Consider the following 12106-nt stretch of genomic DNA (forward strand, 5'->3'; position numbering starts at 1 on the left):
CCGACGGCCGGGACGGAAGGACGCCGAGCCACCGGTCCCTACCGGCCGACCAGCCGGCCGGGACGGACCGCCGCCCGGCCTGCACCCGCACGAGAACGGGCCCCCACCGGAACGCTCTCCGGTGCGGGCCCGGGCGCCTCTGAGGTCGGGCGCCTCAGCCCGCGAGCAGGGCGACCGCGTCGCTCTCGCCGAAGGTCAGACGGCAGGTGTCCGCACGGTAGGTGGAGACCGCCACGGCAGCCGTACGGCCCCCGGAGACATAGCGGGTGGTGACCACCAGGACGGGCGCGCCGGGCAGCCGGTCCAGTTCCCTGGCGTCCTCCGCACGGGCCGAGCCGAGCTCGACGGTACGGTCCTGGCCGTCCAGCTCCAGCGTCTGCAGCTCATGGAGCACCGCGCGGGCCCGGGCCGGGGCGCTGAGCGAGGCGGCCGGCGCCCAGCCCGGTACCGCGGCCGCGGGGACATACAGCAGCTCGGTCGCGACGGGCCGGCCGTGCGTGACCCGGCTGCGGCGCACGACGTGCACCGGGTCGCCGGGCGCCGTCGCCAGCAGACCGGCCACCGCGGCGGGCACCGCGTCGCTCTCGACGGCGTCGACCGGCTGCCAGTCGTCACCGGCGGCGCCGGGCCAGGTGTGACGGACGGGGTCGACGGCCACGCCGACCCGCGGCGGTGCGACCGTGGTGCCGACACCGCGGCGGCGCTGGAGTCTGCCTTCCAGCTCCAGCTGTTCGAGCGCCTGCCGCAGCGTGGCCCGGGCGACGCCGAAACGGGCCGCCAGATCACGCTCGTTGGGCAGAATCTCGCCGACCGCGAACTCCGAGTCCAGCGCATCGCTGAGCACGGTCTTGAGGTGCCAGTACTTCGGCTCCGGCACCGTTTCGAGCTGCGTGGTCCCCACCCTGTCCTCCGCATTGGCCGTTACCGGGGCTGCGCCCCCATGGGGCTCGGGCCCCCGCACAAGGCTCTGCCTTGGCGGGCCCGCCTGCGCGCTCGATGACGAGCCTGCCTTATCGAGCGCTTCTTTATTAAAGGTTGTTGCAGTATCCCGACGATATGGCCGCCCCCACCCTTGGTCAAGACCAATCCGGCATCCCTTTGGGTTCCGGCGACCGCCCGCACGGCGCGCCCCGCCCATGCCGTTCGCCGCGCCGCTCGCTACAGTCACCGGCATGCTCGCCCTGCTGCACACCTCTCCCCTGCACATCCCGGTCTTCGACGCGCTGCGCGACGAGGAGGCCCCCGGCCTGGCGATGCATCACCTCGTACGTCCCGAACTCCTGGACCGGGCAAGGGCGCAGGGGCCCGACGCCGTGGCGGAGGATCTCGCCGCCGAGCTCGCGGAAGCGGCCCGCAACGGGGCGCGGGCCGCGCTGTGCACGTGCTCGACGATCGGTTCGGTCGCCGAGGCGGCCGGTGCGGCGCTGGGCCTCCCCGTCCTGCGGGTGGACCGCCCGATGGCCGCGGCCGCCGTGGCCGCCGGGCCGCGCATCGCCGTCCTCGTCACCGTGGAGAGCACCCGCATCCCCACGGAGGACCTGATCGAGCAGGAGGCCCACCGGGCCGGCCGCACGGTCGCGGTCCGTACCGTGCTGGTGCCCGGTGCCTGGGAGCGTTTCGAGGCGGGCGACCACGACGGCTGCCTGACGGCGGTCGCGGCCGCGGCGCGGGAGATCGGGGACGCCGATGTGATCGTCCTGGCGCAGGCCTCCATGGCACCGGCGGCCGAGGGGCTCGACCTCGGCGTGCCGGTGCTGACCGGCCCGCGGACCGGGCTGCGGGCCGCCGCTCAGGCGGCCGCGAGCGATACCAGCTTGTCCGGATTGCGGACGACGTAGACCGTCTGGATCCTGCCGTCCCGGACACCGAGCTGGATGACGGTGTCCGGGACGCCGCCCTGGTGCGTCAACAGTGCGATCCGGCCGTTGAGTTCGAGGAAGGTGACCTCCGTACCGGGCGGCGCGGACGGGGCGACACCGACGAGGAAGCGGGCGACCTTGTCCGCGGACTCGATGATCCGCAGCGGGGCCTTGGCCTTGCCTCCGCTGTCCCCGACCAGCCGCGCGTCGGCCGCCAGGAGGTCCAGCAGGCCCGCCAGATCGTCGCCGGCCGCCGCGGCCAGGAACCGCTCGGTCAGCTCGCGCTGCCGGTCCTGGTCGACCTCGTAGCGGGGCCTGCCCTCCTCGACGTGCCGCCGGGCGCGGCCCGCCAGTTGGCGTATGGCGGCCTCACTGCGGTCGAGGGCTGCGGCGATCTCCGCATACGGATAGCCGAAGGCCTCCCGCAGCACGAACACGGCGCGTTCCAGCGGGGAGAGCGACTCCAGGACGACGAGCACGGCGAGGGTGACGGATTCGTGGAACACCGCGCGGTCCGCGGTGTCCGGGGCGGTGCCGCCGATGTCGGTGGCCAGCGGCTCCGGCAGCCAGGGGCCCACATAGGACTCGCGGCGCGACTGGACCTGGCGCAGCCGGTCGATGGCCAGCCGGGTGGTGATCCGTACGAGGAAGGCGCGCGGCTCGCGCACCTCCGCCCGGTCCGCCCCCGACCAGCGCAGCCAGGCGTCCTGCACCACGTCCTCGGCGTCGGCCACCCGGCCGAGCATCCGGTAGGCCACCCCGAACAGCACGGGGCGGTGTTCCTGGAAGACATCGGTGAGGTCGGTCGCGGAGTCGCTCAGCACCCCTCCATCCCACCGGTCCGCCTCCGCCTTGTCCAGCGGAATCCGCGCGGTGCGGCGAAGCGGGTGCGTGGCGTGGGACACCTCCCCTGCTCGCCCCGGCTGCCCCATACCGCTCAGTAGTCCCACCTGGCATCGTGTCAGCCCACGCCCGGCACCACCGCAAGCACCGCACCCCCGAGGAGTTCTGATGGCCACCCCGGTCTCCTACGCCCGCGTCACCCCCGCGGACCGGCCGCCGTTCACGGTCGCCTATGAGCGCAAGGGCGCGGGCGATCCCGTCGTCCTGCTGCACGGCATAGGCCACCACCTCCAGGCCTGGCGCCCGGTGTGCGACATCCTGGCCGCGTCCCACGAGGTCATCGCCCTCGATCTGCCGGGCTTCGGCGCCTCCCCCGCGCTGCCCGGCGGTTCCTCCTACGAGCTGTCGTCGGTGGTCCCGCTGCTCATCGCGGCGTTCGAGGAGCTCGGCGCCGACCGCCCGCATGTGGTGGGGAACTCGCTGGGCGGGCTGCTCGCCCTGGAGCTGGGCCGGGAGCGGGCCGTCCGGTCGGTCACCGCGCTCTCGCCCGCGGGCTTCTGGACTCCGGCGGAGCGGCGGTACGCCTTCGGTGTGCTGCGCGGCATGTACGCCGGGGCGCAGGCGCTGCCCCAGCCGGTGGTGGAGACCCTGGCCCGGTCCGCACTCGGCCGGGCCTCGCTGACCGGCACCATCTACGCCCACCCCGGCCGTCGTTCGGCCGCGGCCGTCGTGGCGGAGACCCGGGCGCTGCGCGAGGGGCCCGGTTTCGTCCCGACGCTGGCGGCCGGGCGGGAGGTGCGGTTCACGGCCGATGTGCCGGACGTCCCGGTGACGATCGGCTGGGGCAGCCGGGACCGGCTGCTGCTCCCCCGCCAGGGCGTGCGCGCCAAGCACACGATTCCGGGCGCGCGGCTCGTACGGCTGCCGGGCTGCGGGCACGTGCCGATGCACGACGATCCGGCGCTGGTGGCACGGGTCATCCTCGACACCGTCGGCCGGGGCGCTTCCTAGGGCGTGTCCGCAAAGAACCGTCCGGGGCGGGACGGGGCACGGTGGGGCGGCCCGCGGTGTCCCTCTCCCCGGGGCGGCCGTCGCGGCGGCGCGTACCGGAGCCGTAAACGTCCCGGCGGCATCCTGGCGATCGGCCGGTGGTCTTGCGACGATGGCCCGGGTCCGGTGGACCGCTGGGCCGGTGACCATCCGGCCGAAGGGCGCACCGGAGAACGCGAACGGGCCGCTGTTCACCGTCCGTTCGGCTGCGCGGCACCGGACAGCGATACGAACGAGTCGGCAGTGAAGTCGGTCGAGGCATGGAGGTTGGAGATGGCGCAGGGATCCGGCGGCGGCTTCGGACGGCGGTCGCTGCTGCAGGGCGCGGCGGCCGGCTCGGCGGCACTGGCGCTGCCCGCAATCTCCTGTGCCGCGCCGGCGCAGGCCCGCGGCGGGCGGCCGGGCGCCGACTGGGGCGTGCAGGTCGGGGATGTGACCACGTCCTCGGGTCTGGTGTGGGTGCGGTCCGACCGGCCTGCCCGGATGACGGTGCAGACCGCGGCGACCGAGTCGTTCCGCAACGCCCGTACCTGGCACGGGCCGGTGCTCGGGGCGGGGACGGACCTCACCGGCGTGACCTCGCTGCACGGTCTGCCGTCCGGTGAGCAGATCCACTACCGGGTGGTGCTCGCGGACCCGGACGATCCCCGGCGCACCGGCGAGCCGGTCACCGGCACCTTCCGCACGGCGCCCACGCGCCGCCGTCCGAAAGACACCTCGCGGTGGGGGTCTGCCCAGGGGGAGTCCGGGGGAGCTCTTGGCCGAGCCGGCACCGGACCGCAGGAAGGCGTCCGCTTCCACTGGTCGGGCGATCTGGCCGGGCAGGGCTGGGGGATCAACCCGGAACGCGGCGGCTACCGCATCTACGAGGACATGCGGCGGCGCGACCCGGACTTCTTCCTGTGCAGCGGCGACAACATCTACGCCGACAGCCCGATCCCCGAGCGGGTGACACTGCCGGACGGCCGGATCTGGCGGAACGTGACGACCGAGGAGAAGTCGAAGGTCGCCGAGACGCTGGCGGAGTTCCGCGGCGCGTTCCGCTACAACCTGCTGGACGACAATCTGCGCCGCTTCAACGCGCAGGTGCCGACGATCACGCAGTGGGACGACCACGAGGTGCACAACAACTGGTACCCGGGCCAACTGCTCGACGACGACCGGTACACGGTGAAGGAGACGGACGTGCTGTCCGCGCGCTCGCTGCGCGCGTTCAGCGAGTACTTCCCGATCCGTACGCTGCGGCCCGACCGGGGCGGCCGGGTCTATCGCGTGGTCTCTCACGGCCCGCTGCTCGATGTGTTCGTCCTGGACATGCGCCGCTACCGCAACGCCAATTCTCCCGGCCGGCAGACCGACGACCCGCAGGGCATCCTCGGGGCCGAGCAGCTGCGCTGGCTCAAGCGGGAGCTGTCCCGCTCTCAGGCGGTGTGGAAGGTGATCGCCTCCGATATGCCGCTGGGTCTGGTCGTCCCGGACGGCAAGACCGACTTCGAGGCGGTGGCGCAGGGCGATCCGGGCGCCCCCCTGGGGCGCGAACTGCAGTTGGCCGAGCTGCTGCGGCACATCAAGCACGACCGGGTGACCGGCACCGTATGGCTGACGACGGACGTCCACTACACCGCGGCGCAGCACTACGCGCCGGAGCGGGCCGCGTTCAAGGACTTCGCGCCGTTCTGGGAGTTCGTGTCGGGGCCGCTGAACGCGGGCGGATTCCAGGCGTTGAAGCTGGATGGAACGTTCGGGCCCGAGCAGCCGTTCATCAAGGCGCCGGACCGCGCCAACACCTCTCCCGCGGAGAGTCCGCAGTACTTCGGCGAGATCGACATCGACGGGGGAAGCGGCGAGATGACGGTGCGGCTGCGTCAGGAAGGCGGCGAGGTGTTGTTCAGCAAGGTGCTGCAACCGGGACAGGTAGGACAGTAGAGGCCAATGCGTCGATTGCGTCTTTTACCCGTCGGACACAATGTGTTGGCGATCAGGCAACACCTGTACGCCAGGCTTGTGTGCATGACTGAAGCATCCTCTGCCCGTTCCACCCGCCGCCATCACTGGCGGCGGGACATCATCGAGCTGGCCGCCCTCCTCGGCGCCGTGGCGGTGGCCGACGTCCTCGCCCACACCCTCACGCACGCCCCGTCGGGCCCCGTCCTGTTCTGCTCCGCCGCGGTGGCCCTCCTGGCCGCGGCCGGCTTCCACATCTGGTCACGACGCCACGAAAACGCCCCGCCGCCGACCGATACCGGCGCCACGGCGGCGTCCCCGTCCGGCCGGGCCCCCGGGGCCGCCGGACAGGAGACGGTGCTGTGGCGGATGCGCACCACGGTCCGGGACCAGCCCGGCAGCCTGGCCGCGCTGTGCACGGCGCTGGCCGCGCGACGGGTGGACATCCTGAGCCTGCAGACCCACCCGCTGTCCGACGGCGCGGTCGACGAGTTCCTGCTGCGCGCCCCGGAGGCGCTGACACCCGAAGAGCTGACCCGTACGGTGGCCGGTGCGGGCGGCGCACGCAGCTGGCTGGAGCGCGCCGATGCGCACGACCTCGTCGATGCGCCGACCCGGATGCTGGGCCTGGCGACCCGCACCGCGCTGGACTCGGCCGAACTCCCCCTGGCACTGCGCCAGTTGCTGGGGCGCTGCACGATCCATTCGGTCCCCGCCCGCTCGCTGCACGGTCAGCCGCTCGCGGAGCAGGTGCCCACGGAAGGCGTACTGGAGGAACACCTCATGAAGTTCCGCGACCCCTCCGGGGGCTCGCTCACCATCGAAAGGCCGCAATTGCCGTTCACCCCGACCGAGTTCGCCCGGGTACGCGCCCTGGTCGACCTGGACGCCAGACTCGGCCAGCGGGTGCCCCCGCGACGTGATGTGCTGACGCTGCCCGAGGGCAACGAGATCACGGTCCGCCGCGCCGACACCTCCGATCTGGCCGCGGCCCGCGAGATGCACGACCGCTGCTCCTCGAAGACCCTGGGGCTGCGCTACCACGGCCCGGTCGGTGACGCGGACCGCTATCTCGGCCATCTGCTCAGCCCGCGGTTCGGCCGCACCCTGGCGGTGGAGACCGCCTCCGGCCGGCTGGTGGCGCTCGGCCATCTGCTGTGGGACGGCGACGAGACCGAGGTCGCCCTGCTGGTCGAGGACGCCTGGCAGCAGCGCGGCATCGGCGCCGAACTGCTGCGCCGGCTGGTGACCATGGCGGCCGAGACCGGCTGCGAGAGCGTCTACGCGATCACCCAGGCCTCCAACACCGGCATGGTGGCGGCGATGCGCGGCCTCGGACTACCGCTCGACTACCAGATCGAGGAAGGCACGCTGGTGATCACCACCCGCCCCGCGGGGGTGCCCACCCGGCGGGAGACCCGGGAGAGCGTACGGATCCAGGACGGCACGGGACGCCGCTGAGCACCGCCCCGCGGTGCGCCACCGAGCACCCGAGCCGCCGGCCGGGCGGACCGACGCCCGGCCGGCGCCGCCGCGCGCAGGCAGGAACGGCGTCAAGCGACAGGAACGTACCGCCTCATGATGGTGACGCGGCGGGGCCATCCGTACGAGGATGGCCGTATGTCCCACACCACTACTTCCGGGGGCGGTCCGCTGCCCCGCCAGGTCGCCGATGCCTATGTCGACGCCCTCGTCGACCTGGACCCGATCACCGGCACCTTCCTCGGCATCGCCGAGAGCTCCGGCAAGCTCCCCGACTTCTCACCGACGGGCCAGGAAGCGGTGGCCCAGCTCGCCCGGACGACGCTGGAGAAACTCACCGAGGCCGAGTCCCGGCCGGGCGCCGAGCACACCGCCGAGCAGATCTGCGCGCGGCTGCTGCGCGAGCGGCTGACCGCCGAGCTGGCGGTCCACGAGGCGGGCGAGGGCCTGCGCACGGTCAGCAACCTCAGCTCGCCGCTGCACCACGTCCGTGAGGTCTTCACGGTCACCCCGGCCGAGACCGACGCGGACTGGGCGGCGATCGCCCAGCGGCTGCGGGCCGTGCCCGCCGCGCTGGAGGGCTACCGCGCCGCCCTGGACGCCGGTCTGAAGCGCGATCTGCCCGCCGGACCGACCCAGGTCCGCACGGTCATCGGCCAGTTGGACGAATGGATCGGTACCGACCGCGGCTGGTTCGCCGAGTTCACGGACGCGGGCCCGGACGCCCTGCGCGCCGAGCTGACCGAGGCCGCCCAGGTGGCGACCGGTGCCCTGGTGGAGCTGCGCGACTGGTTCCGTGACAGCTACGCGCCGGCCGTCGAGGGCGCCCCGGACGTGGTGGGCCGGGAGCGATACGCCCGCCTCGCCCGCTACTTCAACGGCGCCGACCTCGACCCGGAAGAGGCGTACGCGTACGGCTGGTCCGAGTTCCACCGGCTGCTGGCCGAGATGGCGACCGAGGCCGAGAAGGTCCTGCCCGGCGCGAAGACCCCGTGGGAGGCGCTGGCCTGGTGCGATGAGCACGGCGAGGCCGTCGAGGGCGTCGAGGAGACCCGGGCGTGGCTCCAGTCGCTCATGGACGAGGCCATCGAGGGGCTCGACGGCACCCACTTCGAGCTGGCGGAGCGGGTTCGCCGGGTCGAGTCGCGGATCGCCCCGCCCGGCGGCGCGGCCGCCCCGTACTACACCCAGCCGTCGCTGGACTTCTCCCGTCCGGGCCGGACCTGGCTGCCGACCATGGGCGAGACCCGCTTCCCGGCGTACGACCTGGTCTCCACCTGGTACCACGAGGGGGTGCCCGGCCATCACCTCCAGCTGGCGCAGTGGGTGCATGTCGCCGACTCGCTCTCGCGCTACCAGACGACGGTGGGCATCGTCAGCGCGAACGCCGAGGGCTGGGCGCTGTACGCCGAACGGCTCATGGACGAGCTGGGCTTCCTGACCAACGCCGAACGGCGCCTGGGATATCTCGACGCGCAGATGATGCGGGCGGTCCGGGTCATCATCGACATCGGGATGCACCTGGAGCTGGAGATCCCGGCGGACTCCCCCTTCCACCCGGGCGAGCGCTGGACGCCACAGCTGGCGCACGCGTTCTTCGCCCAGCACAGCAGCCGTCCGGCCGACTTCGTCGAGAGCGAGATCATCCGCTATCAGGGCATGGCCGGCCAGGCGATCGGCTACAAGCTCGGCGAGCGGGTGTGGCTGGCGGGCCGGGAGGCGGCCCGCGCCCGGCACGGCGCGGACTTCGACCTCAAGGCCTGGCACATGGCTGCGCTGTCGCAGGGCTCGCTGGGCCTGGACGACCTGCTCAGCGAGCTGTCGGCGCTCTGAGCACGGCCCGGGTGCACGGTGGCCGGCCGCTCCACGGGGTGTTGTGGCCGGCCACCACCGTCCGTAGGGTCCGCTGACATGACAGTGGACCTCGCGGTGGACCGGCCGCTCCTTCTGCTCCCCGGCGACCCGCTGCGTCCCCGGCCGGGGGCATCTCGCGGCCGGGGGCCGGCGGCCGATCCGCACTTCGCGGCCGAGGCCGCCGCGGCGCAGTCGGCCGGCGCGGCGACCGCGGTGCTCGACCACGAGGCACTGATCGCCGGGGACGCGGAAGCGGCGGTGGCACGGGTCCCGCGCGAGGCCGGTCCGGTCTGGTACCGCGGCTGGATGCTGCCCGCGGACCGTTATGCCGGCCTGTCCGCGGCGCTCGCCGACCGCGGCTGCCGCCTGCTGACCTCCCCCGCCGCCTACCGGTGTGCCCATGAGCTCCCGGGCTGGTACGACACCTTCCGTGCGCTCACCCCGGACAGCGTCTGGCTCCCCTGCCCGCCCGGCCGGGCCCCGGAGCGGGCGGCGCTGGCGGAGCTCGCCGGAGCGCTCGGCACGCCGGGCCGGGCCCGTCCGCTGGTCGTGAAGGACTGGGTCAAGTCCCGTAAGCACGAATGGGACGAGGCCGCCTACGTCCCGGACGCGGACGACACCGAGCGGCTGACCGCGGTCGTCGGCCGCTTCGTCGCCCTCCAGGAGGAGTTCCTGACCGGTGGCGTGGTGCTGCGTGCCTTCGAGTCCTTCGACACGGTGGGCGAGGCCCGGGTGTGGTGGGTGGACGGCGAGCCGGTGCTGACCGGACCGCACCCCGATACCCCGGCGCTGCGCCCGGCCCCCGACCTGACCCGGGTGGCACCCGCGGTACGGGAGCTGGGCCTGCGCTTCGTCACCACGGACCTGGCGCTGCGCACCGACGGCGTGTGGCGGGTGGTGGAGGTCGGCGACGGGCAGGTCAGCGGTCTGCCCGCGGGGACGGACCACCGGCCGCTGTTCGAGGCGCTGGTCACCGCGGGGGCGGGCTACCCGCTGGCGCTCACGGCCGGCCGGGTGGCGCTGCGCGCGCTGCTGCCGGCCACCGCCGCCCGGGTCGCGGACGGCGAGTCCGCGGGCTTCGACTGGATCGACGGCACACCGCCCGAGTCCACCTCGGGCGGCGCCGGTATCGCCGTACGGGCGGCCGCGGCCGGCCACTACCGGCCCGGCTGGGGCGTCTTCGTCCTGACCGACGCGGCCACGGGGACGGCGCTCGGCAGCATCGGCTTCCACGGCCCACCGGATGCCGAGGGCTTCGTGGAGATCGGCTACGACCTCTCCCCGTCCGCGCGCGGCGCCGGCTGGGCGACCGACGCGACCCGGCTGCTCGCCGGCTGGGCGGCCGCCCGCCCCGAGGTGCGGACGGTGTGCGCCCTGACGGAGCCGGAGAACGTGGCCTCCCAACGGGTGCTGCAGCGGGCGGGATTCCGGTTCGTCGGGGAGCGCGAGGGGCTGCGCGCCTACGAGATCGACGGCGCGGCGGCAGCCGGGGTCGGCGTCAACGCCTGAAGCCGCCCTCGGAGTTGATGACCTCCCCGGTGATCCAGGCCGCCTCGTCGGTCGTGAGCCAGGCGATCAGCCGGGCCGGGTCGTCGGGCGTGCCCCACTGCCCGCCGGGAAAACGCCCGGCGACCTGCTCGCGCAGGGCGCCGACCGCGTAACCGGTGTCCACGGGGCCCGGGTTGACGGCGTTCACGGTCACCCCGAGGTCGGCGAAGGTGGTGGCGAGGCTGCGGGTCGCCGAGGCCAGTGCCCCTTTCGCCAGACCGTAGGCGATCTCCTCCGGCATCCCGTCGCCCAGGTCCTGTCCGGAGGTCATCAGTACGATCCTGCCGCCCGGCAGCCCTTTGGTGCGCCGGCGCGCGTAGGCCTGGGCGAGGAGGATCACCGAGCGGGCGTCGACCGCCCAATGGGCGTCGAGCATCGCCGCGTCGAGGGCGTCCAGGGGGCCGTCGCTGCCGCTGAGGGCGTGGTTGGCGACGAGGATGTCCAGTCTGCCGCCGAGCGCCTCGGCCGCGGTGTCCAGGAGACGGGCGGGGGCATCCGGCCGTGCCAGATCGGCGGGCCCCTGGGCCACCACCGCTCCCGGGGCGGCGAGTTCACGTACCCCGGCGGCGACCGCGTCCGGGCCGCCCGGGTCCGCTCCCCAGGGCTGCCGGGCGTCGTGCGGGACATGGTGGTGCAGATAGACGCCGGCGCCGTACGCGGCCAGCCGCCGGGCGACGGCGTAGCCGATACCGCGGCGCCGGCTCGCTCCGGTGACCAGTGCGGTACGCCCGAGGAGCGGCAGCGGGTCGCGGCGCGGCACGTCGGCGTCCATGGCGGGGCGGGGGCTCTGCTCGGGACGGCTGGTGTCGTAGGTCATGGCACAGCAGGCTGGCGGTCGCCCGGCGGCGATGTCACCCGGTTTTCCGCGGTGGCGCCCTCGCCCCGCCGGCACAAGGGCCGGGGTTCGGGGAACCTCGGCCCTCTCCTCTCCCCGGCCCGGTGGTCCGGGCGGGCCCGGTCGATGGCCCGTTTCCGGCCCGCACAGTGATGATCAACGGCGAAACCCTTGCTCTGCCGGTGATTCCCCTGCTAGACAGCGCCAATGACCGGTTATTCCCCCGACGCCACCGACTGGCGCATCCTCGACGTCCTGCAGCACAACGGCCGCGCGGGCTACGCCGAGCTGGCCCGCGCCGTGGAGATGTCCGCCAGCGCGGTCACCGAACGCGTCCGCCGGCTGGAGGACGCCGGGGTGATCTCGGGCTATGCGGCGGTGATCGATCCGGAGCGCCTCGGGCTGCCGGTGCTGGCCTTCGTCCGGCTGCGCTACCCGAACGGAAACGACGAGCCGTTCCACGACCTGCTGGAGACGACGCCGGAGATCCTGGAGGCGCACCACGTCACGGGCGACGACTGCTTCGTCATCAAGGTCGCCGCCCGGTCGATGAGGCATCTGGAGGAGGTGTCCGGCCGGATCGGCGCACTGGGCGCGGTCACCACCAGCGTCGTCTACTCCTCCCCGCTGGCCCGCCGCGCCGTCAGCCGGTGACCGGCGGCCGGTGGCCGGCGAGCCCCTGACGTCTCAC

The 12106-nt window shown here is 73.8% G+C and carries 10 protein-coding genes; 7 read left to right on the forward strand and 3 right to left on the reverse strand.

Annotation, left to right across the window (positions count from 1 at the left end):
* Positions 1-154: 154 nt before the first annotated feature.
* Positions 155-901 carry a GntR family transcriptional regulator gene (locus Scani_RS11115; RefSeq protein ID WP_159473140.1) on the reverse strand — a complete coding sequence of 249 codons (747 nt, stop codon included), beginning with the start codon at positions 899-901 and terminating at the stop codon, positions 155-157.
* A 271-nt stretch (positions 902-1172) separates the two neighbouring features.
* On the opposite strand from Scani_RS11115, the gene Scani_RS11120 reads away from it, so the two are divergent.
* Positions 1173-1838 (forward strand): aspartate/glutamate racemase family protein, encoded by a 666-nt coding sequence (locus Scani_RS11120; protein ID WP_159473143.1) that lies wholly within the window; start codon positions 1173-1175, stop codon positions 1836-1838.
* Here the strand turns inward: Scani_RS11120 and Scani_RS11125 are convergent.
* Complete coding sequence (locus Scani_RS11125; protein WP_159475740.1) at positions 1790-2683, reverse strand: RNA polymerase sigma-70 factor; 894 nt, start codon at positions 2681-2683, stop codon at positions 1790-1792. The genes Scani_RS11120 and Scani_RS11125 overlap by 49 nt on opposite strands.
* A gap of 187 nt (positions 2684-2870) precedes the next feature.
* Between Scani_RS11125 and Scani_RS11130 the strand changes: the two genes are divergently transcribed.
* From Scani_RS11130 to Scani_RS41945, 5 genes are all read left to right on the forward strand, one after another.
* Entirely contained in the window at positions 2871-3713 is an 843-nt protein-coding gene (locus tag Scani_RS11130) for an alpha/beta fold hydrolase (RefSeq protein ID WP_159473146.1), read from the forward strand.
* Between the two features lie 312 nt (positions 3714-4025).
* Positions 4026-5678: an alkaline phosphatase D family protein gene (locus tag Scani_RS11135; RefSeq protein WP_159473149.1), complete on the forward strand. Its 1653-nt coding sequence runs from the start codon at positions 4026-4028 to the stop codon at positions 5676-5678.
* An 84-nt stretch (positions 5679-5762) separates the two neighbouring features.
* On the forward strand, positions 5763-7157 hold the full coding sequence (locus Scani_RS11140; protein WP_159473152.1) for a GNAT family N-acetyltransferase: 1395 nt from the start codon (positions 5763-5765) through the stop codon (positions 7155-7157).
* Between the two features lie 159 nt (positions 7158-7316).
* Positions 7317-9011 carry a DUF885 domain-containing protein gene (locus Scani_RS11145; RefSeq protein ID WP_159473155.1) on the forward strand — a complete coding sequence of 565 codons (1695 nt, stop codon included), beginning with the start codon at positions 7317-7319 and terminating at the stop codon, positions 9009-9011.
* Positions 9012-9089: 78 nt separating this feature from the next.
* Positions 9090-10541, forward strand: a complete 1452-nt coding sequence (locus Scani_RS41945; RefSeq protein WP_159473158.1) for a GNAT family N-acetyltransferase — start codon at positions 9090-9092, stop codon at positions 10539-10541.
* On the opposite strand, the gene Scani_RS11155 is transcribed toward Scani_RS41945, so the two are convergent.
* Positions 10531-11352, reverse strand: coding sequence for an SDR family oxidoreductase (locus tag Scani_RS11155; RefSeq protein WP_159475743.1), 822 nt, complete (start codon positions 11350-11352; stop codon positions 10531-10533). The two genes, Scani_RS41945 and Scani_RS11155, sit on opposite strands and share 11 nt — an antisense overlap.
* 270 nt (positions 11353-11622) lie before the next feature.
* Between Scani_RS11155 and Scani_RS11160 the strand changes: the two genes are divergently transcribed.
* Positions 11623-12069: an Lrp/AsnC family transcriptional regulator gene (locus Scani_RS11160; protein ID WP_159473161.1), complete on the forward strand. Its 447-nt coding sequence runs from the start codon at positions 11623-11625 to the stop codon at positions 12067-12069.
* Positions 12070-12106: the final 37 nt, after the last annotated feature.

The organism is Streptomyces caniferus (genome assembly GCF_009811555.1).
Taxonomy (GTDB): Bacteria; Actinomycetota; Actinomycetes; order Streptomycetales; family Streptomycetaceae; genus Streptomyces; species Streptomyces caniferus.

Excerpts from the sequence above, each read along its gene's own strand:
- Scani_RS11160 (WP_159473161.1), top strand. The coding sequence starts at position 11,623 with ATGACCGGTTATTCCCCCGACGCCACCGACTGGCGCATCCTCGACGTC.
- Scani_RS11140 (WP_159473152.1), top strand. The coding sequence starts at position 5,763 with ATGACTGAAGCATCCTCTGCCCGTTCCACCCGCCGCCATCACTGGCGG.
- Scani_RS11145 (WP_159473155.1), top strand. The coding sequence starts at position 7,317 with ATGTCCCACACCACTACTTCCGGGGGCGGTCCGCTGCCCCGCCAGGTC.
- Scani_RS11130 (WP_159473146.1), top strand. The coding sequence starts at position 2,871 with ATGGCCACCCCGGTCTCCTACGCCCGCGTCACCCCCGCGGACCGGCCG.
- Scani_RS11135 (WP_159473149.1), top strand. The coding sequence starts at position 4,026 with ATGGCGCAGGGATCCGGCGGCGGCTTCGGACGGCGGTCGCTGCTGCAG.
- Scani_RS11155 (WP_159475743.1), bottom strand. The coding sequence starts at position 11,352 with ATGGACGCCGACGTGCCGCGCCGCGACCCGCTGCCGCTCCTCGGGCGT.
- Scani_RS11120 (WP_159473143.1), top strand. The coding sequence starts at position 1,173 with ATGCTCGCCCTGCTGCACACCTCTCCCCTGCACATCCCGGTCTTCGAC.
- Scani_RS41945 (WP_159473158.1), top strand. The coding sequence starts at position 9,090 with ATGACAGTGGACCTCGCGGTGGACCGGCCGCTCCTTCTGCTCCCCGGC.